17 protein-coding genes and 1 pseudogene are annotated in these 20,913 nt (G+C 71.8%); 9 read left to right on the top strand and 9 right to left on the bottom strand.

Annotated features, from left to right (window positions below; all coding sequences use genetic code 11):
• Positions 1–65: 65 nt before the first annotated feature.
• Complete coding sequence (locus ACIP63_RS23345) at positions 66–2,018, top strand: family 43 glycosylhydrolase (RefSeq protein WP_401518710.1); 1,953 nt, start codon at positions 66–68, stop codon at positions 2,016–2,018.
• Between the two features lie 75 nt (positions 2,019–2,093).
• On the opposite strand, the gene ACIP63_RS23350 is transcribed toward ACIP63_RS23345, so the two are convergent.
• Positions 2,094–2,723: a proteophosphoglycan 5 gene (locus ACIP63_RS23350; protein WP_401518712.1), complete on the bottom strand. Its 630-nt coding sequence runs from the start codon at positions 2,721–2,723 to the stop codon at positions 2,094–2,096.
• Positions 2,724–2,885: 162 nt separating this feature from the next.
• Here ACIP63_RS23350 and ACIP63_RS23355 point away from each other — a divergent pair, with 162 nt between their 5' ends.
• A complete protein-coding gene (locus ACIP63_RS23355; RefSeq protein ID WP_401518714.1) occupies positions 2,886–3,794 on the top strand; it encodes a hypothetical protein in 909 nt (302 codons plus the stop codon).
• A gap of 15 nt (positions 3,795–3,809) precedes the next feature.
• Here ACIP63_RS23355 and ACIP63_RS23360 read toward each other — a convergent pair whose 3' ends face one another.
• Entirely contained in the window at positions 3,810–4,685 is an 876-nt protein-coding gene (locus ACIP63_RS23360; protein WP_401518717.1) for an alpha/beta fold hydrolase, read from the bottom strand.
• 108 nt (positions 4,686–4,793) lie between these two features.
• On the opposite strand from ACIP63_RS23360, the gene ACIP63_RS23365 reads away from it, so the two are divergent.
• The 3 genes from ACIP63_RS23365 to ACIP63_RS23375 all read left to right on the top strand — a co-directional run bounded on the left by ACIP63_RS23365 (position 4,794) and on the right by ACIP63_RS23375 (position 7,152).
• A complete protein-coding gene (locus ACIP63_RS23365; RefSeq protein ID WP_401518720.1) occupies positions 4,794–5,303 on the top strand; it encodes a CGNR zinc finger domain-containing protein in 510 nt (169 codons plus the stop codon).
• A 268-nt stretch (positions 5,304–5,571) separates the two neighbouring features.
• Positions 5,572–6,453 carry an alpha/beta fold hydrolase gene (locus tag ACIP63_RS23370; RefSeq protein ID WP_401518723.1) on the top strand — a complete coding sequence of 294 codons (882 nt, stop codon included), beginning with the start codon at positions 5,572–5,574 and terminating at the stop codon, positions 6,451–6,453.
• Positions 6,454–6,801: 348 nt separating this feature from the next.
• Positions 6,802–7,152 (top strand): hypothetical protein, encoded by a 351-nt coding sequence (locus ACIP63_RS23375; RefSeq protein ID WP_401518726.1) that lies wholly within the window; start codon positions 6,802–6,804, stop codon positions 7,150–7,152.
• 9 nt (positions 7,153–7,161) lie between these two features.
• On the opposite strand, the pseudogene ACIP63_RS23380 reads toward ACIP63_RS23375, so the two are convergent.
• A pseudogene (locus ACIP63_RS23380) lies at positions 7,162–7,460 on the bottom strand (transposase); the annotation flags it as partial.
• On the opposite strand from ACIP63_RS23380, the gene ACIP63_RS23385 reads away from it, so the two are divergent.
• The gene (locus tag ACIP63_RS23385; protein WP_401518728.1) at positions 7,450–8,304 is read left to right on the top strand and encodes a S1 RNA-binding domain-containing protein; all 855 of its coding nucleotides are present in this window, start codon (positions 7,450–7,452) and stop codon (positions 8,302–8,304) included. The pseudogene ACIP63_RS23380 and the gene ACIP63_RS23385 overlap by 11 nt on opposite strands.
• Positions 8,305–8,827: 523 nt before the next feature.
• Here ACIP63_RS23385 and ACIP63_RS23390 read toward each other — a convergent pair.
• Positions 8,828–10,186, bottom strand: a complete 1,359-nt coding sequence (locus ACIP63_RS23390; protein WP_401518730.1) for an MFS transporter — start codon at positions 10,184–10,186, stop codon at positions 8,828–8,830.
• Positions 10,187–10,316: 130 nt separating this feature from the next.
• Between ACIP63_RS23390 and ACIP63_RS23395 the strand changes: the two genes are divergently transcribed.
• Positions 10,317–11,213, top strand: coding sequence for a LysR family transcriptional regulator (locus ACIP63_RS23395; protein ID WP_401518733.1), 897 nt, complete (start codon positions 10,317–10,319; stop codon positions 11,211–11,213).
• Between the two features lie 106 nt (positions 11,214–11,319).
• Here the strand turns inward: ACIP63_RS23395 and ACIP63_RS23400 are convergent, their stop codons facing one another.
• A complete protein-coding gene (locus ACIP63_RS23400) occupies positions 11,320–12,288 on the bottom strand; it encodes a helix-turn-helix domain-containing protein (protein WP_401518736.1) in 969 nt (322 codons plus the stop codon).
• A 110-nt stretch (positions 12,289–12,398) separates the two neighbouring features.
• Here ACIP63_RS23400 and ACIP63_RS23405 point away from each other — a divergent pair, with 110 nt between their 5' ends.
• Entirely contained in the window at positions 12,399–13,427 is a 1,029-nt protein-coding gene (locus tag ACIP63_RS23405; RefSeq protein WP_401518738.1) for a saccharopine dehydrogenase family protein, read from the top strand.
• A 73-nt stretch (positions 13,428–13,500) separates the two neighbouring features.
• Here the strand turns inward: ACIP63_RS23405 and ACIP63_RS23410 are convergent, their stop codons facing one another.
• Both ACIP63_RS23410 and ACIP63_RS23415 read right to left on the bottom strand, forming a co-directional pair.
• Positions 13,501–13,893 carry an SHOCT domain-containing protein gene (locus ACIP63_RS23410; RefSeq protein ID WP_401518741.1) on the bottom strand — a complete coding sequence of 131 codons (393 nt, stop codon included), beginning with the start codon at positions 13,891–13,893 and terminating at the stop codon, positions 13,501–13,503.
• 139 nt (positions 13,894–14,032) lie between these two features.
• Entirely contained in the window at positions 14,033–14,611 is a 579-nt protein-coding gene (locus ACIP63_RS23415) for a TetR/AcrR family transcriptional regulator (protein ID WP_401518742.1), read from the bottom strand.
• Positions 14,612–14,704: 93 nt separating this feature from the next.
• On the opposite strand from ACIP63_RS23415, the gene ACIP63_RS23420 reads away from it, so the two are divergent.
• Positions 14,705–15,151, top strand: coding sequence for an anthrone oxygenase family protein (locus tag ACIP63_RS23420; protein ID WP_401518745.1), 447 nt, complete (start codon positions 14,705–14,707; stop codon positions 15,149–15,151).
• On the opposite strand, the gene ACIP63_RS23425 is transcribed toward ACIP63_RS23420, so the two are convergent.
• Together ACIP63_RS23425 and ACIP63_RS23430 are read right to left on the bottom strand one after the other, a co-directional pair.
• Positions 15,144–17,054 (bottom strand): hypothetical protein, encoded by a 1,911-nt coding sequence (locus tag ACIP63_RS23425; RefSeq protein ID WP_401518747.1) that lies wholly within the window; start codon positions 17,052–17,054, stop codon positions 15,144–15,146. The two genes, ACIP63_RS23420 and ACIP63_RS23425, sit on opposite strands and share 8 nt — an antisense overlap.
• Entirely contained in the window at positions 17,051–20,911 is a 3,861-nt protein-coding gene (locus ACIP63_RS23430; protein WP_401518750.1) for a DUF5682 family protein, read from the bottom strand. Before ACIP63_RS23430 ends, ACIP63_RS23425 begins: the two co-directional genes overlap by 4 nt.
• Positions 20,912–20,913 lie beyond the last annotated feature (2 nt).

The following is a 20,913-nucleotide window of genomic DNA, read 5'->3' on the forward strand; positions in this document are numbered from 1 at the left end:
CCCGACGTTTTGCCACGGACCTCGCCCGACAACGTTGTCGCACACGAGAAAGGCCCTCCGTCCTCATGGTGCGCACCTTCCGCAAGCTCTCCGTCGTCCTGGCCGCCGCCGCGCTGCTGCTCGGCTTCGGGCCCTCCCCCGCGGGTGCCGGGCAACCGGCCGCGCCCCGGGCCGTCGCCCCACCGGCACCGAGTACGGCCGAGGCGGGGAACCCGATCGTCGACGGTTGGTACGCCGACCCGGATGTCGCGGTCTACGGCGACCGCTTCTGGATCTACCCGACCACGTCCCGCGGTTACAGCGAACAGACCTTCATGGACGCGTTCTCGTCGACGGACATGGTGCACTGGACCAAACACCCCAAGGTGCTCGACATCGCCGATGTGTCATGGGCGAAGTACGCGCTCTGGGCGCCCGCGCCGGTCTTCCGTGACGGGAAGTACTACCTGTACTTCGCCGCCAACGACATCCAGGACGACTCCGAGCTCGGCGGGATCGGCGTCGCCGTCGCCGACCGCCCGGAGGGCCCGTACAAGGACGCCATCGGCGGTCCCCTCATCGACGCGTTCCACAACGGCGCCCAGCCGATCGACCAGGACGTCTTCATCGACGACGACGGCCAGGCGTACATGTACTACGGCGGCTGGGGCCACGCGAACGTCGTCAAACTGAACGCGGACATGACCAGCCTCGGCACCTTCCCCGACGGGTCGGTCTACAAGGAGATCACCCCGGAGAACTACACCGAGGGCTCCTTCATGTTCAAGCGCGGCGGCACGTACTACATGATGTGGTCCGAGGGCGGCTGGACCGGCCCGGACTACTCCGTGTCGTACGCCATGTCGGACTCCCCCACCGGCCCGTTCAAGAAGATCGACAGGGTGCTGGCCCAGGACCCTGCCGTCGCCCGTGGCTCCGGGCACAACTCGGTCGTGAACGTTCCGGGCACCGACATCTGGTACATCGTCTACCACCGCCGCCCGCTGAGCGAGACCGACGGCAACCACCGGGCCCTGGCTTACGACCGGATCCACTTCAACGAGGACGGCACGATCCGGCCGGTCACCATGAAGGTCAAGGACAACTTCGACGACGGCAACGCGGTCGGGTGGCGCACTTACGGCGACGCAGACTGGTCGCCGGAGAGCGGCGCCTACTCCGCCACGGCCGCCTCCAGCGGCTCTGCCCTCCAGGACACCAACTTCTCGGACCTGATCTACGAGGCCGACGTGACCCTGCGCCACGGCCGCGGCGAAGCGGGCCTCGCCTTCCGCGTCACACAACCGGGCACCGGCACAGAGGGCTTCCACGGCTACTACGCCGATATCAGCCGGAACGGACTGGTCCTCGGCAAGGCGACCGGGGACGAACGGACCCCGATGGCGAAAGCGCCCCTGACGGGAGCGGTCGGAAAGCCCCACCGGGTGAGGATCGAGGCGATCGGCTCGTCCCTCAAGGTCTACGTCGACGACATGGCCGAGCCGAAGATCAGCACGACGGACTCCGGCTTCACCTCCGGCGCCAACGGCGTACGCGCCACCATGCTGTCGCCGAAAACCGGTACGGCGGCACCGGCCAAGGCCCTCGCACGCTTCGACAACGTCTCGATCCGCAGCAACGTGTTCAACTTCGAGGCGGCCGACGCCCCGAACCAGTTCGTCCGGCACGCCTGGAGCCGAGGCCGGGTCGACCCCCACGTCGCGCCGTACGCCGACATGGAGTGGAAGGCCGTCCCCGGTCCGGCCGGCCCGTCGGCGGTCTCACTGGAGTCGGTCAACTTCCCCGGCAGCTTCCTGAGGCAGCGGGACGGAGAGGTGTGGATCGACACGCGCACGGACGACGCCGGCTTCCGGGCGGACGCGACGTGGCGTCGCGTGCCCGGACTCTCGGACCGGTCCCTGGTGTCCTTCGAGTCCTACAGCGCACCCGGCCACTACCTGCGGCACCGCGACGCGCTGCTGTACGCCGAGCACGTCACCACAGCGGACCGGGCCGAAGCCACCTTCCGGGCCTGGTGACCCGGTGAACACGGTCCGGCCGGGCAGCGCGCCCGGCCGGACCCACCGTCCGTGGTTCTGCGAACCCACCGCCGGTCAGACCGCGAGGAACGCCCGCGCCGCCGCCGCCCCGGCTTCAGCGTCCCAGCCCGTGGAAGGGGCGACAGCGGCCACCAGGCCGGCATCGGCCTCGCCGTCGGCGGCGATCAGCGCGTCGATCGCCTCGTAGGCGGGCCTGCCTCCCTCGGAGTCCGGCATACGCTGGACGGTGGCGACGATCTTCCCCCTGGTCAGGGCTGTGGCCAGCACGGGCAGCCCCAAGCTCTCGAAGCCGTCGTCGAGTTCGTACTCGGCGCGGTACCAGGCCCTGCCGTCGAAGCCGTACACGAATCCGAGGAAGAGCTCCGCGTCCCGGACCCGGCGGACGGGCGGCTCCCACCACTCGGGCGCACCGGCCAGCAGGTCGGTCTCCTTCTCCTCGAAGAAGTCGGACGCCTCGGCGTAATAGGTCTCGGAGTCGTTCCGGTCCTGTCCGAGCAACACCGCACGGCCCTCGTCGAGGTGGTGCAGGTCGGCCCAGCTGCCATGCCCGTCGTCGTAATGCCACAAGGGCCAGAGCGCCCGGCACCGCTCGCCGTGCCCCGAGGCGGCCTGCACGGCGGCGAGAGCCGCCCAACGCCCGCGCAACGCCATCGGGTCGGGGAGATCGAGTTGCACCAGGGCCATGATCGGACTCCTTCGCGCGTAGTCGCGGCGCGGCCGGCCACCGTGCCTCCTGCGGGATGCCGTGCTCGCGGGGACGGGTCCCGGCCCGCCGGACCACCACTGGCCGCAGGGCCTTTCGTCGCACGTGTACCCTCGCCGGGCACCGGTATACGCTGCCTGATCATGCGCATACCAGCACGCGGGCCGGCCGCCGGCGCCACCGCTCTCGTCACTCTTCTGCTCGCCGCGGTCACCGGTTGCTCGTCCTCCGGTCCCTCCGACGGTGAGGACGGCTCCGAGCTGCTCACAGCGCTCGGGAGCCTCGCCGACGACAGCGGCACGAAGGAGGTGACCTTCGTCGACGCCGCTCGCGTACGGGAGTTGAGCAAGGGCGACGCCAAGCGGTTCACCCAGGTGTCGCAGCCGGCCAGCCCGCTGCTGAATCCGTACCAACCCGGTCTCCTGGGGCAGCAGTTCAAGGTCACCCGGATCAACACCGCGATCGACACCGGTGAGGCCGGACACTGGTCGGGATCGTTCGACGCGTCGGCGATCACCGAGTCGCTGAAGTCCAACGGCTACACGGAGAGCGAGAAGGACGGCCGGAAGGTCTGGGCGCACCCCGGTGACACCGGGGCGACACTCCAGGTCTCCGAGGACGAGATCTCCTACTCCACCCGGGACGCCGACCCCATGGCCGCCGTCGATCCGGAGGAGGGCTCCTCCCTGGCGGACGACAGGGAGTTCCGCCGGGCGGCAGAGTGCCTGGGTGACGTCTACCGCGCGGACTTCAACCCGCTCAGCTCCTCCAGCCCGGTGCGCCTGGCGGCCCTGGGCCAGCAGGCGTCCTCGGCTGCCGAGAACACCGAGATCCTCTGCTTCGTGGTCAAGGACGACGCGGCGGCCGGCAGACTGGAGTCCGACCTCCGGGCGGTCGTCAGCGCCGAGTCACCGAAGTTCGACGGCACGAAGGTGACCGTGGAGAAGGGCGACCAGCCGCTGGTGCGAGCCGTCGTCCCCGACAGCGCCACCCAGCGGCCGGGCCGCCTGATCATCTCCGACGTCGAACTGTGGATGACGGCCGCACAGTAGCCGGGCGGGGCCGGCTCAGGCGGGCGGGGCAGTGGCTATCAGGAAGCCACGGATGTACCCGGCCACGGTGTCCAGGTGGCTTTCGAGCAGGAAGTGTCCGCCGCCGGGAATCAGGTGGATCTCCGCGTCCGGCAGGTCCCGCGTGAAGGCGCGTGCTCCGTCCGGGCCGAAGATCTCGTCGCCCGCGCCCCAGACCGCGAGGAGCGGAACCTGGCGCTCCCGGAAGTAGGCGTGCACCCCGGGGTAGAGGGGTGGATTGGTCGCGTAGTCGCGGAACAGAGCGAGCTGCACGAGGTCGTTGCCCGGCCGGTTGACCTCGCGGTGGTCAGCGGCCCAGGTGTCGGGGTCGACCAGCTCGGGCCGGTCCACTCCGTGCAGATACTGACGACGGATGGCGTCGAACGAGAGGGCGGACCGGACGGCGGGTTCGGTGCGGGGGCCCGGATTCTCGCAGTACGCCCATACGGGCTTCCAGAAGTCCGGCACGAAGCCGTCCTCGTAGGCGTTGCCGCTCTGCGTGATCACCGCGCTGATCGCGTCCGGGGTGCGCAGGGCCAGCCGCCAGCCGATGGGTGCGCCGTAGTCCTGGACGTACAAGGCGTAGCGCGTGACGCCGAGTTGGGCCAGTAGCGCTTCGGTGATGTCGGTCAGGGAGTCGAAGGTGTACGTGAACGCGTCCACCGGCGGGGCATCGGAGTTGCCGAAGCCGAGGTGGTCGGGGGCGATGACGTGGAATCGGTCGGCCAGCTCCGGGATGAGGTGGCGGAACATGCGTGAGCTGGTGGGGAACCCGTGCAGGAGTACGAGCGTGGGCGCTTCGCGGGCTCCCGCCTCGCGATAGAAGACGCGGTGTCCCCGGACCGTCGCGTAACGGTGAAGAATCTCGACCATGACTAACCCCTTCGCCTTATCATGCGGGTTACCTCTCGGCCCTCAGTAGACCGGCCTTGAGGTAACCTGTCAAACGGCTTGATGGAGTTAGCTGAGAAGGTGTGGCCCATGCTGGACGACCAGGCGCTGATGCAGGCCCTGAACAGCACCCCCGTCACGGACGGCCGCCGCCAGGACCTGTGGAGCGACGACCGCGTGGTGGATCGGTGGGCGCGGGAGCACGGAGGCCTCGGCGGCGACAAGGACGAGCGCCGGTGGCTGCGCACCACCCGGGACGCGCTCCAGGCGGTGAGTTCCGGCGCAGCACCGGAGCCTCACCTGCACCGGGTCCTCGCCGACGTCCACAAGGTCCCGCAGCTCAGCGCATCAGGCATCGAGTGGCACCTGGACGTACCGCCGGAGCGCAGGCTGGCCGTGGAACTCGTGCTCGCGTGGGCGGACGTCGAGGAGCGCATGCCCGGCCGCCTGCGGCCGTGCGAGAACCCTGAATGCCGACTGTTCCTCCTGGACCGCAGTCGCGCCAACACGGCACGATGGTGCTCCATGAAGACCTGCGGGAACCGGCTCAAAGCCCGCCGGCACCAGGCCCGGACACGGGAGAACCCGCACTCCGGATAACCCCCGGCACACCCCGGTATGGGCGAGCTGACCGGCACATCGACGCGCCACCCGTTCACGTCCCGGGCGGCCGGACGCCCACCCGCACCGGACACCACCACCCACACACCCCCTCCCCCGCCGGTGACATAAGACGCCCCAAGCTCCCCGGTCCCACACCAAGCGGGCGACACCTGCGCTACAGTAGACACGAGACGATACGTCTCGCCTCGTCTCGCCCGTCTCGCCTCGTCTCGTCTCGCCTGAAGCCCGTCACAGGAGGAACACCATGGACCACTACATCGGTGCGGCACCCGGCGTGCGCCTGTGGGCGGAGGAGCGGGGCTCCGCCGACGCCCCTCCCCTCCTGCTGATCATGGGCGCGGCAGCGTCCGGCCTCGGCTGGCCGGACGCCTTGGTGGACACACTCGCCGCGCACCACAGGGTGGTCCGCTACGACCACCGCGACACCGGCCGGTCCACCTGGGCGTTCGACCAGCAGCCGTACGCCGTCACGGACCTCGCCGAAGACGCGATCACGGTTCTGGACGGCCTGGGCATCGAACGCGCCCACGTCGTGGGCATGTCCCTCGGCGGAATGCTCGCCCAACTGCTCATCGCCGACCACCCGGACCGCCTGCTCAGCGCGACCCTGATCGGGACGTCCGCGCTCAGCACCACCCCGTACGTGCGGCCGGACGGCACACGCGTCCCGCCGGAGGAACTCCCCGGCATCGCACCCCACGTACTGGAGATCTGGTCCCGCCCGGCCGAGGAGCGCGGCCCGGAGGGCGAGCTCGACGCCCGCGTCGCACACTGGCGCGCCCTGGCGGGCGAGCAGCTCCCGTTCGACGCGGAGAGCGCCCGCGAACTGGAGCGGAGGATCATCGAGCACACGGGCCACCACGCCTCCAGCACCGCGCACGGCCGCGCCGACACCTCCGGCATGCTGCGCACCGAGGAACTGGCGAGCACCGACGTGCCCACCCTCGTGATCTCGGCCCCGGCCGAACCGGTCTTCCCTCCCCCGCACCCGCAGCATCTCGCCCAGGTGATCCGCGGGGCACGCACGGTCGAGATCCCGGGCATGGGGCACGCACTCCCCCGGGAAGTGCTCACGCCACTGACCGCAGCGATCCTGAACCACACCGGCGCCGAGACCCCCAACTGACCCCGGCGCGCGCGGCCCGTGCGCCGGAGGCCCGCCGTGTCATTGTGAAGCGGCGGACAGAATCGCGCCCGACATGGGCGTTATGCGTGTCGCCAATCTCCCAATGACCGGGTGCCGACCCCGCCCGGAGGCCGGCGGCGTCGAGGCGCCCGCTGTCAAAGGGCCAGCACTTCGGCCCCGACAAGAGCTTCGGTCCAACCTGGACGCAGCGCGCGCGGGCCGCGTGGCGGACGATCCGCCGCGAGGAGAACGTGGACGACTAGGGGGTCTCTTACGGATCACTCCGGTGGAGGTTCGATCGCAGGGCCTGCTGGCGCCGGCAGAACTGCTGCCTGCGACGATGCGCCTGTGAGCTATGACCTCGCTGTGTGGGACGGCGACCGTCCATTCGACAACCATCAAGCGGGCTCGACCTACGACGAGCTCTACGAGCGCTACCTGGAGGCGGATGACGCACTCGTGCCCCCGGTGCCCCACGTCACGGCGTACGTGGAAGCCCTCGTCGCGCGATACCCGGATGACATCGACCGCAGTGTCGTATGGGCGTCGCCACCGGTCATCGATGAGGCATCGGGCCCGATCGTGTACCTGCTCCTGTCTTACGGCAAGGCTGAGGAGGTGTCCGAGTACGCAGCTTCGCTGGCTCGCGAGCATGGGCTCATCTGCTTCGATCCGCAGAGAGAGTGCCTCCGGCCGTGAGCTGTCATTTCAGGGGGCCGGAAAACAGAGGAAGATGGCCGCTACGAGGAGGCCCGCGCGGTAGACCGTGGCGGTTTTCTCGTAGCGGGTGGCCAGACCACGCCACTGCTTGAGGCGATTGATGCAGCGTTCGACGGTATTGCGTTGCTTGTATGCCTCGCGATTGCGTTGCTTGTATGCCTCGCGGTCGAATCCGGGCGGGCGCCTGCCGCTGCGGCCTCGGCGCTTGCGTTGGCGATCTGGTCGGCAGGTTGCGGGATCACCGCCCGTACTCCGCGCCGTCGCAGGTGGTCCCGGATGGCCCGTGAGAGGCTGGGCACTATGGGCGGGGCGTCGGACGAGGAGTTTTTCCGGAAGTTTCTGGCTGCGATCCAGGTCGGTGATGTCTACAGCGGGATCGTGGCAGAGGTATCTCGACGAGGTGTGTCAGTCATCCTGGACGGTTTCACCGCCCGTCCGCTGGGGTTCGTGGGGTCGCTGGATCTGTCCTGGGTTCGGTTCTCGGCAGCGGCGGTGGAGGTCGGCCACCGGATCACCGCCGAGGTGACCGCCGTCGACCTGGAGCAAGGTAGAGCTTGGATGTCCACGGCCGCCACGGAGAACCCCGGGCTCTGGGCATTCCTGAAATCCCTCCGCGCCGGAGAACTTCTTTCGGGCCAGATCGGCGCGATCGAACGGTTCGGAGTGTTCGTGGCGCTGGACAACGGCCCAGACCATCCGGTCTTCCCCGGCGTCGGGTTCATCACGATCCCCGAATTGTCCTGGCGACGCTTCGAGACAGCTTCGGACGTCGTTCAGGTGGGACAGCGGGTCTCCTGCGAGTTCCTCCAGTTCGACACAACGAACGGAGAGGCCAGGCTGTCCCTGCGAGCGACGCAGCCTGACCCATTCCAGACCTTCGCCGAGGCCACCACGGTGGGGCAGACGCTGCGGGGGCAGGTCACCAAGCTGGCCCCGTTCGGAGTATTCGTGCAGGTCACCGACGACATCGAGGGACTTGTCCATCTGCAAGAGCTCACCTGGCCGCCTGTCGAGGCTCCAGAGGCGGTCGTTCAAGTCGGCGACGAGATCACGGTCGTCGTCACAGAGATCGACCGAGATCGACGCAGGCTGGCCCTCTCCCGACGACAGGCTTCTACGGCTCTGGAGTGAGCTCCCCAGGTCTCGCCGCGACCTGAAGCAAGCTCTGAGGAGCTGTCTTCATTCCGGCGAACTGCTCTCCTGGCACCGTGGGTTCGTCGCGCCCGCCTTCAGAATCTGCGAACCCACGGAAAATCTCGATCGATGGCAAAAATGAGAGTGCCCATCGCAAAGGAAAGCCAGGACGCTGAGTTGAGTGTATCGATGCGATCTACCGTGCGCTCAAGGTAGATCCAGAGGGGACGTTTGCATCTCCTGGGGCCCCGAGGAAATACCGGTGCCAGACTTGTGGCAGGCCCGGGGTGATTCCGTACAAAGAGATCCAGTCTCGAAATATTGAACTATTTGCAGGCTCCATCGGCCGGTACGCCCGGGCCTCCGGGAACAGCCAGCGGTTCGGGTCGGGTTCGAGGCGAGGGCCTTGCCGGCCGGAGACACACCAGCTCGCGGACCGGGTGCGTGCCAAGGCGCAGTCGCAGGGTGAGGCCGTCGTCTTGGATGTCATCTCGAGTGAGCGCACAGATCCAACTGCTGACTACTGGGGTGCATCCCCGGGCGTCAGCACGAAGACCAGCCAGGCGAGGGCGCAGAGGCCGCCCGACAGCAGCAGTGACCATCCCGTGCCGGCGGTCGCGGCGGCGCCCATGAGGGCGACACCGAAGGTGGCGCCGATCTGGCGGATGGCGTTGAGCAGGCCACCGACCGAGCCGGCCGTACCGGGCGGGGCGGCGCCGATGATGGCCGCGACGAGGGCCGGCAGGATGAACGATATGCCGAAGCCGGTGAGTAGCAGGCCCGCCGCGAGCCAGACGTAGGCGCATTCCGCGAACACCGTGCCGGCCAGGATCGTGCCTCCGGCGGTCAGGAGTGCCAGGCCGCCGAGAATCGGGGGCCGGGGGCCGGTGCGGGCGACGATCCTGCCGGTCAGTGGCGGATTCGCGGCGAAGGGGACGGTCAGCGGCAGGAATGCCAGCCCCGTTTCCAGGGCGCTCAGGTGACGTTCGCGCTGCAGCAGCAGAGGCAGTACGAACAGGGCGCCGGACAGGGCGAAGTTGGTGACCGCGCCCGCCAGCAGACCGGCCCGTACCGGTGCCGACCGCAACAGCGTCCGGTTCACGACCGGGGCCCGGCTGCGTCGTTCGAGCACGGTGAACACAGTCACCGCGATGACGAACCCGCCCGCCGACCACGCGGTGCGGACCCATGCGCCCGCGCCGGCAGCGATCAGGACGTCCGTGAGCAGTGCCAGCACCACGACAGCCGCGGCCTGCGCCGGCCAGTCGACAGGGTTGGCGCCGCGCGGGCAGCGCACCGCCCGTCCCCAGGTCAGAGCCAGTACGAGCAGCCCGAGGGGCACGTTGACCAGGAACACGGCCCGCCATCCGGCCGCCTCCACCAGAGCACCCCCGGCGATCGGGCCGGCCGCGACGGCCGCCCCGCTGACCGCGGCCCACACCGAGATCGCGCGGGCCCGCGCCGCAGGCTGTGGGTACAGGCGGGCGATCAGTGCCATCGAGGCCGGCACGCACGCGGCCGCTGCCGCCCCGGACACGGCCCGCAGGACCAGCAGCGCACCCAGGTTCGGGGCCAGGGCGCTGAGCAGGGACGCGAGCGCGAACACGCTCGTGCCGGTCCGGAAGACTCGGTCGGCGCCGAACCGGTCGGCCGCCGCCCCCGCCGACAGCAGCAGAGCCGCGAACACCACGGTGTACCCGGTGGTGGCCCACTGCAGACCGGCCATCGACGTGTGCAGCGACGCGGCCAGATCAGGTTCGGCGACGGACAGCACGGTGGTGTCGAGCAACACCATGAAATAGCCCAGCGACACGCCGGTCAGCGCGCCGGTGCGCCTCGCCCGGGACGGAGCGGGCGACGGCGACGCGACAGGATTCACGACAGCCATGGAAGAGGAAGCCTCCGGTGAGCAGCCAGATCGATCACGCCACCCACCATCGGTCCGACCGGTCAGGGCACTCCACCGGCACAGTCTCACCCTGCATTCGGAATTTCCGAACGCTCATGCGGTGTTGGGCGCGTACGTGGAACTACGCCAACTCGTCACCTTCGAGGCCGTGATCCGGCACCGCACGGTCACGGACGCTGCCGTCGCCCTCGGCCTCGCCCCCTCCTCCGTCTCACAGCAGATCCGCACCCTTGAAACCGGCCTCGCCGTCGCGCTGTTCACCCGAGGCCCCAAAGGCATGGAGCTGACTCCCGCCGGGGAGCGCCTACGCCGCTGGGCACGCACCCTGCTCGACACCGCTGAACAAGCCGTCCACGATGTCCGCGAAGAGCACCGGCGGCTACGGCTCGGCGCCCTGGAGACCCTCGCGGGCTCCCACGTTCCGCTCGTCCTTGCCCGGCTGGCCGAACGCCGCCCCGACATCACGGTCGACGTCCACTCCGACCGCACACGCCAAGGGCTTTTCACCGATGTCGCGGATGGGCGCCTCGACGCGGCCCTCCTCCTGGACGCCGGGGAAGCCCTCGGCGGGCTGGGCTTCCCCGCCCCCGCCGAACTTCTCGCCTTCCTCGACCTCGACCCCGTGCCCCTGGCCCTCGTCGCGGCCCCGACCCATTCCCTGGCCGCCCGCCCCACGTTGACCCCCGCCGACCTCGATGACGAACGGCTCTTGGTGAACGTCCCGGAATGCTCCTTCTGGCTGGCCGGAAAGCACCTCCTCGGCACCGGTCCCCAACGCGTCCGAGCCGGCGGCGTCCCTGTGATGCGCGCATGGGCCGAACACGGCCTCGGTGTCACCCTGCTGCCCCGCTTCGCCGTCACCGACAGCCTCCGCGCCGGCACCCTCGTCCAGCTCGCCCTCCCCGTACCCGACCTCAGCCTGCGTCTCGTGTGGAGCAAGGACCGTGAGGCCCAGCCCGAACTGCGCGACGTCCTCTATGCGGCGGCCCGCCCCTGAACAGCCGGACCGCGACCGGGTGACCGGTCACCGGCCCTGCACACTTCGCCGCTCGGCACGCGGCGAACCCCTGGCTCCGGCTCGGGGGTCTTCGTGCCGTGGGCCGTCAGGCCCCGCCTTGGTGCCGAGCTGGGCCGATTCGTGCGTGGAAGGTGCGGCGGTAGGCGTCCGGTGGCACGCCGACCGTGCGGTTGAAGTGACGGCGCAGCGTCGTGGCGGTGCCCATGCCGGTCGCCGCCGCGATGGCATCGATGGTCTCGTCGGTGGTCTCCAGCAACTCCTGCGCGTGGCGGATGCGTTGAGTGAGTAGCCACTGCAGGGGGGTGGTGCCCGTCACCGACCTGAAGTGGCGGCCGAGGTGGCGCGAGCTCATTCGTGCCCGGCGGGCCAGGTCCTCCACCGTGAGCGGTTGATCGAGCCGCTGGATCACCCAGGGAAAGAGGTCGGCGAGGGGGTGGTTCGTCGGAGCCGGTACAGGGGTGGTCACGAACTGGGCCTGGCCGCCGTCGCGGTGGGGCGGTACGACCAGGCGCCGGGCGAGCGTGTTGGCGGTCGACGCACCGTGATCCAGGCGGACGAGGTGCAGGCACAGGTCCATGGCGGCCGCTTTGCCCGCGGAGGTGAGCACGCTGCCGTTGTCCACGTACAGGACATCCGGGTCCACCGTCACCCGTGGGTGACGCTCGGCGAGTTCCCGTGTGTGCGCCCAGTGGGTGGTCGCGCGCTTGCCGTCCAGCAGTCCTGCGGCGGCCAGCACGAACGCGCCCGTACACAGGGAGGCCACGCGTGCGCCGGCCTCGTGCGCCGCGCGGACCGCGTCGACCAACTCGGCCGGAGGGGCCTGGTCGATGTCGGCCCAGCCCGGGACGATCACGGTGTCTGCGTCCGCGAGGTGGTCGAGCCCGTGATCGGGCTCCAGGCTGAAGCGGCCTGCGCGCACAGCGTGTGGTCCGCATATCCGGAGCCGGTACCAGGGGTTCGCCGTTCCCGTCACGCCAGGTCCGAAGACCTCGCACGCCAGAGCCAGTTCGAAGTGCAGCATGCCGTCGGTGACAGCCAGTGCAACCGTAGTCATGTCCGGAAGTGTACGAGGCGTGGCGTTCCAGACACTCGCGAGAGGGTTCCGGCCTTCGCGAGTATGTCCGTGACAGATCAAACAGAACGTTCGAACGCAGGAGAAGACACATGAGATCGACTCGGACGGTGGCGGTGTTCGGCGCCTACGGACACACCGGACGGTTCGTGGTCGCGGAGCTGAGGGATCGCGGGTTCATCCCGCTCCTCTCCGGCCGTGACGCCGACAAGCTCAAGGCACTGGCGCACGAGACCGGGCTGGACGCCATCCCCGCCACGGTCGAGGACTCGAGCTCGCTCGACCGCCTGCTGGCCGACGCCGCAGCCGTGATCAACTGCGCCGGGCCCTTCGCGGCGACGGCCGCCCCGGTGATCGAGGCGGCTCTGCGCGCCGGGATCCCCTACCTGGACGTGGCGGCCGAGATCGAGGCCAACCTCGACACCTTCGCGCACTTCGCCGACCGGGCCCGGGACGCCGGAGCGGTGATCGTGCCGGCGATGGCCTTCTTCGGCGGCTTCGGCGACCTGCTGGCCACCGCGGCGATGGGCGACTGGACCGAGGCCGACCAGGCGCACATCGCCTACGGGCTGAACCACTGGCACCCCACCACCGGGACGCGCACGGCAGGCGCGGTCTCGCGGCAGCGGCGGGAGGGCCGGCGTCTCCGCTACGCGGGCGGACAGTTGGAGTACCGCCACGACGACCCGCCGCTCCTGGACTGGGAGTTCCCTGACCCGATGGGCCCCCGGTCCGTCGTCGGGGAGTTCACGATGGCCGATGTGGTGACCATCCCCAGCCACCTGTCCATCCCGGACGTGTGCACCTACATGACAGTCGAAGCGGCCCGCGACATCGCCGCGCCGGACACCCCGACACCGACCGCGGTCGACGAACACGGACGGTCCGGCCAGACCTTCCTCGTCGACGTCGTGGTGCGCTCGGGCGACGCCGAACGCCGCGCCGTGGCCCGCGGCCAGGACATCTACGCGGTCACCGCGCCCCTCGTGGTGGAAGCGCTCGGACGCGTACTGACGGGCCGGACCCGCGCGGTCGGCGTCGTATCAGCAGGAGAGATCTTCGACGCACCCGACTTCCTCCGCGCCCTGTCCCCGCACATATCCCTGGACCTGCGTCCGTAGCGAGGCGGGGGAACGGGACGTCGCCCGTAGGTCCAGCGTGTCTGTGCCGGCCCCGTCGACGGGCGGTCCGGACTCAGGCGAGGACCTTCGCCTTCGCCCTCTCGTACTCCTCCGGGCTCAGATCCCCGTTCCGTTTCATCTCGGCGAGCGTGGCCAGCTCCTCCACATGCTCGCTGCCGCCCGGCCCGGCGGCCTTCCTCACGTACGAACGGAACGCCTTCTCCTGCTCCTTCGCCTCGGTGATGTCCCGGTCCCGCATGCTCCGCCCCCGCAGGACGAGGTAGAGAAGAACGCCGAGGTAGGGCAGGACCAGGACGGCGATCAGCCAGGCCGCCTTGCCCCATCCGCTCAACGAGTGGTCCCGGAACAGGTCCGTGATCACCTTGAAGAGCAGGAAGAACCACATCACCCACAGGAAGAAGTACAGCATCGTGAGGAACAGATTCAGCAGCGGATAGTCATCCATGCCGTGGTCCTTCCACATCATTCCGCGCCACACGGAACCGGATCGGGACACTCAGCGATACCGGCTCCCGGCACGCACCGCATCCCGAGCGCAGCCGGCCGGGCCAAGGGCTCCGGCTGCGTGCCCGCCGGGCGGAACGTCAGACCATGGCGAGCCGGTCCACCAGCAACTCCATCCTCCGGTCGGTGTCCTCGGGAGGCAGCCGCCCCGCCCGGGCCAGGGTCGCGAGGCCGTGCAGGGCCGCCCAGAACACCTCGGTGAACAGCCCCGGGTGGACGCCGTCCCCGGCGACCTCGCCGAGACTCTCCAGCAGGGCGGCGAAGGCGTCCTTCAGAGGTTCGGGGGTGTCCTCCTTCGCGAAGGCCAGGCCGCCGTCGAGCTGGAACATCGCGTCGTAGACCGCCGGGTTGTGTTCGGCGAAGTCGAGGTACGCGCGGGCCAGGGAGGTGACCCGGGCGCGCGGGCCGTCCGCGGCACGGGACGCGGCTCTCAGCGCCGCAGCCATCTCGGTGGCGCCTTCGAGGGCGACGGCGCCGATGATCTCCCGTTTGCCGCGGAAGTGGCTGTAGAGGACGGGCTGGCTGTATTCGATCCGCTCGGCGAGCCGGCGGGTGGTGACCGCGTCCCAGCCCTGCTGCTCGGCGAGTTCGCGGGCCGTCGCCAAGATGAGGCGCTCGCGGGCCGCCCGGTCGCGCTCCTTGCGTTCCTGTACCGACATGGCTCGATTCTAGCACCGCTAGACAACTGAGCGGCAGTAGGTCTAGCGTTGCCACATCAGCTATCAATGCTAGATACCGGGAGGGATCATCCCATGCTCAACGCACTCGAGGTCTTCACCACCGTGGTCGTCGGCGTGATGGTGGGGGTGGAGTTCTCCGTCGCCTTCGTCATGAACCGGATCTTCAACGCGCTCCCCGACGACAGCGGCCAGCTCGGCCGCGCCCACGGGGGCCGGATGCTCGGCGCCGTGATGCCGGTCTGGTACATCACCTCGCTCGTCCTCGTCGCGATATGGGCAGTCGCGGGATGGCAGCACCACGGCGCCGGACTCGTCGTCACCGCCGGCGTGCTGCTGCTCATCAGCGTGATCATGTCGGTCCTGCTGCTCGTCCCGATCAACAACCGGGGCAAGACGTGGACCCCTGAGAACCGGCCCGCCGACTGGAAGCAGCAGATGAACCGCTGGGACCGCTTCCACTACGTCCGCGTCGCCGTCATCATCGCGGCCTTCGCCCTGCTGGTCGCCGGCCTCAGCTGAGCCCGCGGGCCGGCACCGCGTCCTGCGCCGGCTCCCAGGCCGCCGCACAGAGGGACTCGGCCACGGCGGCCGTGTAACGGGCGGCCGCGAGCCAGTGGGCGGCGAAGCCGTCGGTGTCGGCAGGGAGGAGCCGGCCGAAGAGGTCGCGATCGCGTCGGGCCGCCGAGGCGCACAGGGCGGTGAGGAGTCCGGCGGCCGTGGGAAGTCCCGCGCGGCGGATGCGGCGGGCGTCGGCGGTGACGTCGCCCAGCATGCCGAGGGCGACGCGGCCCGCCGGGACCGTCTGTTCGACCCGGCGCTCCAGGAGGTACAGGGGCGCGTGCGCTCCGGACTCTCCGGGCTGTGGCGGGGCGAAGGTCACGGGGGCAGCCGGGTCCGGGAGGTCGGCCCGGCGCAGGCGGTCGAGGCCGAGGTCGATCGTGCCCTCGCCGGTGGGGTGCGAGCAGGCGAGGAGGGTGAGCCGGGGGTGGAGTGCGGGCACCAGGCGGCCGACGATCCTCAGCCGTGTCCCCGGCGCCGTGGCCAGCAGCATCAGATTGTCGCGGTGGGCCAGCGCGGGGTCGTCGTCGGCGACGGTGAGCCGGACGCGGATGCCACCCTCGCACAGCGCGAGCAAGCAGGTGCCGCCCGGCTCCCGTACCGCTCCGAGGAGTTCGACGTCCAGGAAGAGCAGGTCACTGCCGCCGCCGTCCGGGTCCGCGTAACGGGAGGTGGACCGCAGGGCGCGGGCGGCCTGTTCGGACGGCGGCGTCTCCCACAGGGCGGCGAGCGGCGGCTCCGTCCACACCGCGCCCCGGGCGGTGACGGCCTTGACGCCCTTTCCGGCGCCCAGTCTGCCGTCCGGCGAGACCGTCGCCCCCGAGACCGCCAGGCCGGCCCGGCCCAGCTCCCGGTGGGTGAGCGCGCTGTCCCCCAGGCGCACGGCCCGGTCGGCCACGCCCAGGGCGCGCCCGACGCCACCGGGTGCCACGTCGCCGACCGTGAAGAGACGGCCGTCGGCCCCGGCGACCCAGGTGCGGACGCCCCCGTGCCCCGAGTCGGTGACCACGGGTTCGGTGAACAGGCCGTACAGGCGCAACGAGCCGTCCGGGCTGTACGGACGGCGCACGCGGCCCCTGACGGCGGACAGCTCCGCCCCGGACGTCGTCCCGACCCGGTGTGCTGTGCCCAGGAGTTCGGCCAGGGCCGTGACGAGGTCGGCTGTGCGGTAGGACGGGTCGCCGGCGCGGGCCGCGCGCAGCAGCGTGACGACGGACAGCGCGGTGCCCGCGGCGCGCGGCAGCTGCCGGAGCCGGGCGGTGTGCGCGGCGCGGAGGAGTGCCGACTGGGCGACGGCGCCCGCCCCGTCGACGCCGGCCTCCAGCACGGCGGCGCCCGCCGACCACAGGGCGGCGGCCGCTCCACGCTGCGCCGGGCTCGCGACCTCGGCCGAGGAGGCGGGGTCCGGGGCGGGGGCGGGGTCCGAGGCGGGGGCGGAGTCCGGGGCGGAGGCGGGGTCCGTCGCGGAGGTGGGGTCCGTCGCGGAGGTGGGGTCCGTCGCGGAGGTGGGGTCCGTCGCGGAGGTGGGTTCGGCGAACGCCCGGGTGGGCTCATCGGCGGGCTCCGGCGCCGGGTCCGCCGTGGGGGCCGCGCAGGCGGCGGCCGCGCGGTGGACGCATGCAGGGGCGAGGAGGCAACCGCAGGTGATGGCGTCCGCCGTCGCCACCACGCCGCCCGGGGCGTGCAGGCGCAATTCGGTGTCGTCGTCCACCGCGATCGTCACCGTGTCCCCGTCGCGGTGCGTCGGGCGGGCTCCGAGCTTGGTGACCGCCGCGTCCAGCCGCTTGCGGAGCCGGGGCGAGAGGTCCTCCACGAGCGTGGCCGTGACCTCCGGTGCGACGGGTGGCAACCGGTCGGCGTTCATGCGGTCTTCTCCCCTATCCAGCGGGCCAGTTCGAGCGGACTGAGGGCCGCTACGGGCATGCCTGCGGCCACGAGCTGCCCGGCGACGCCCGTCGAGTAACGGGGCCGGCCGGCGTCGTCGAGGCTCGCGCACCCGAGGACGTGGCAGCCGGTGTTCACCAGGGCCCGCACCTCCGCCAGCAGTCCGCCGAGCGGCGCGCCCTCCTCGAAGTCGCTGATGACGACGACGAGGGTGCGGGTGGGCACCTCGATCAGGCTGCGGGCGTGCCGCAGCCCGGCGGCGATGTGCGTACCCCCGCCCACGCTCACCTCCAGCAGGAGGGAGAGAGGATCGTGCACATGGCCGGTGAGGTCGACGACCTCCGTGGACAAGGCCAGGAAATGGGTGCTCAGGGTCGGCACCCCGGCGAGCACGGAGGCGGTCAGCGCGGACCAGATGGTGGACGCTTCCATGGATCCGGAGACGTCGGTGACCAGGATCAGGCGCCAGTCGGCCGACCGGCGTGCGCGACTGCGGAACACCGGCTTCTCGGGGATCACCTGGACCGTTCCGTCTGCTGTCCGGCGTGCGGTGGCGAGGTTGGCGCGCAGCGTGCGCGGCAGGTCCAGCCGGCCGCCGGGGCGGCGGGTGGGCCGGGCCGACATCGTGCCGGTGAGGGCGGGCCGCAGCCGGGTGGCGAGCTGCCGGGTCAGTTCGTCGACCAGCCGGCGGACCAGGGGCCGGAGGGCCGCGAGGCGGGCTTCGGGGAGGCCGCCTGCGTACCTCAGGATCGTACGGAGCAGCTCCACGGAGGGGGTGACGGCCGCCGGGTCGAGTGCGGTGAGGACGTCCTGCCGCCCTGTTGCGGCTGCGGCGGCGAGGACCTCCTCGCGGACGCCGGGGCCGAACAGCGCGGCCAGTTCCTCGGACCACTCGCGGACGCCGGGGAACGACGGTTCCCGGCCGCCGCCACCGCGACCGGGGCCGGGCAGGCCGCCGCGGGATCCCTCGCCGTGTCCCGCGCCGTAGAGCTCGTCCAGAGCCGTCGCCAGGCGGGCGGCGCCGGACGGCAGTTGATCGGGGCGCCGGCCGAGCACGAGCCGCCACCGGTCGGCGGGCGCGATGGTCCGCGCGGAGGTGGCCTCGGTGGAGGGTACGGCGGTGGGGCGCGTGGCGGCGGTGTGGCCGGGCAGTGAGGGGGACCGGTCGTCGTACGCGGGTGGGGGTACGGGCAGGCCGAGGCCGGCCAGGAGTTCACGGGCCGCGAGGTCGGCGGCCGTTCGACGGGCCTGCTCGGCCGGATCGTCCGCGTCGAGGGTGTCCACCCGTTCGCCCAGCCGCTCCTCGACGGTGTCCAGCAGCCGGTCCCGGGCGGCCGGGCTCAGCGTGTCGAAGCCACCGCGCAGGGCAGGCAGCCGGGCCAGGAACGCGGTGTCGTCCAGCTCGACGACACGGTGCAGCAGCGGGTCGAGGGCGCCGGCGCCGACGGTCAGGAGCGGGCCCGCCACGGTGAGGACGCCGGTGAGGCGGGCGGTGAGCGCGGCCCGGGAGGCGCTGTCCACGGCTCCGTCCACCCAGGAGGCGACGCGCCCTCCGAAGGTCTCGGCCTCTTCGTGACCCGTGAGCACCCTGACTCCACCGGCGGCTGCGGCGATCAGCGGGGTGCCGTCGGCGGCCAGCCGGGCGAGGGCGTCGGTGAGCCGGATGCCGCCCACCCGGTCGGCGCGCTGGGCCAGTTCGAGCAGCGCCCGGGCGTCCTCGGGCTCCTCGGAGCCGGTCAGGCCGTCGACCTGACGGACCGCGGCGGAGGTCAGGAGTTCGGCCGCGCGCGCGGTGTCGGCGGCACGGGCGGTGGCGGCGGGGTCCGGGGCCGAGGGGTCGTCGGGCGCGGCCAGGCCCGGGAGGTGGCCTGCGTCGATGCGGTCCAGCAGGTCGAGTCCGGTGAGGAGTTCGGGAAGGCTGCCGCTCGCGGGGAGCACGGCCGCCAGTTCCGTCAGCCGTTCGCCGGCCAGGGCGGGGAGCCCGCACCCGGCGGCCTCCGTGAGTCCGCGGACGACCTGGGCCGCCGTCGGGCCGCCCTCCGCGCGCTCGGCCGCGTGCCGCTGCCGCAGCACGCCCTCGGCCGCCTGGGCCGGGGTGACGCCGCGGGCGCCCGCCGCGGTGAGCATCGCGGCCGTCGCCGGGGTCCACCGCACCTGCCAGCGCGTGGTGAGCCCTTCCGAGCCCGCAGCACCGGTCACCCCCTGCTCCCGCGCGTAAGGGATGCCGCACACCGTCAGCCTGCGCAGCAGCAGTTCGCGTCTCCGGTCCAGGGTGGAGCGGGCGGGGTCGAGCCGGAGGTCGCGCGGTGTCTTCTCGTACGCGTCCTCCGGGCCGGGGAGGGAGAGCGCCGCGGTCTCGGCCTCGACGGCAGGGCCCAGTCCGCTGCGCGGAGCGGCGGGCGCGGGCCGTCCGGTGCGGGCTCCGACGAGTACGCGTTCGAGGGCCTGGGCGACGGCGCGGCCTGTCCCGTAGGTCTCGCCGCGCCCGAGCACCGTCTGCACGGCTTCCAGGAGTTCACCGCGGCCGGGTGCGGGCAGGTCGCGCAGGCGGGCCAGGTCACCGGCCACCCGGACGACCTCCCGGCCGTCCGCCGGGCCGTACGGGTGGCCCTGTTCGCGCAGGGCGGCGCAGACGCGGACCGCGGTGCGGATCAGCGCCTCGTGCAGCGCGGCCGGGTCCCCGGCGGCGTCCAGCACGGTGTGCTGCCACTCCGGGTCCCTGATGCCGGCCGGGTAGCCGGACCGTGAGTCCAGCAGCGGGTAGGTGTACGGGACCAGGGAGACCGTGCACGCGGCCGTCCCGGCAGCGCCGTTCATGTGGCCGTCCGCGCCCTGCTCGGCCGGGGCACCGTACGCGCCGCCTGGCGCGTACGGTGCGGGGCCCCCGGCGGCGGACGGCAGCAGCGCCGGGGTGTGGAAGGCTCCCACCACCACGGCGGGCCGCCGGCCGCTCGCCAGGGTCTCGGCGACATGCCCGCGCATGCATGCCTCGCGCGCCAGGTCCGTGCCGCTCACCCCGCCCCGCGCCTCGGCCTCGTGCCGCAGCGCCCAGCCGGTGAGCAGGGCGGCACGGCGGAGTGCCTCGGGTGGCGAACCGGGCGCGAGGGCCTCCACCAGCCGGTCCCACAGGTCGTCACCGTCCCGGCCGGTGAGCCGGGACCGGAGCGCGGCGGACAGCCCGTGCCCCTCCCCCGGCACGGGTGCGGAGTCGGCGCCCGGGACAGGGGCGGGGGTGTCCGGACCGCCCCCGGCCCACGCGCGGTCGGCCAGCGGCAGATCGCAGGCCACGGCCGGGACCCCGTTCTCCGCCGCCCAGCGCAGAGCGACCAGTTCGGGCGAGAAGTCCGCGAACGGGTAGAAGGCCGGCCCCCGTTCGCCCGCGGAGGCTGCCCCGTCGGCGGGCACGGCGGCCAGCGCCACCGGGGCCTCGGTCTCCTCGTGGGCGAGCCAGCCCAGCCAGGGCTGGAACTCGGCGGGCAGTTCGACGAGGAGGACGTCGGGGGCCGCCGCGTCCAGCAGTGCCGGGAGGGCGGCCGCCAGCGAAGGCGCGTGGTGACGCACCCCGATCAGGAACGGTGACCCGGGCCCGGTCGCCGCGAGGGCCGCCACCGCGGCTTCCGGGGTGGTGCCCCCGGCCGCCGGGCCCTGCGCCGGGGAAGCGGCCGGCGCACCGGCGGTGGGCGACACCTCGGGGGTGGACCACGTCTCGGGTGCCGTCCGCGTCTCGGCGGTGGTCCGCGTCTCGGGGGTGGTCCGTGCCTCGGCGGTGGTCCGCGTCTCGGGGGTGGTCCGTGCCTCGGCGGTGGTCCGCGTCTCGGGGGTGGTCGGCTCGCTCATCC

It is taken from the genome of Streptomyces sp. NPDC088746 (assembly GCF_044751065.1).
In the GTDB taxonomy this organism is placed as follows: Bacteria; Actinomycetota; Actinomycetes; order Streptomycetales; family Streptomycetaceae; genus Streptomyces.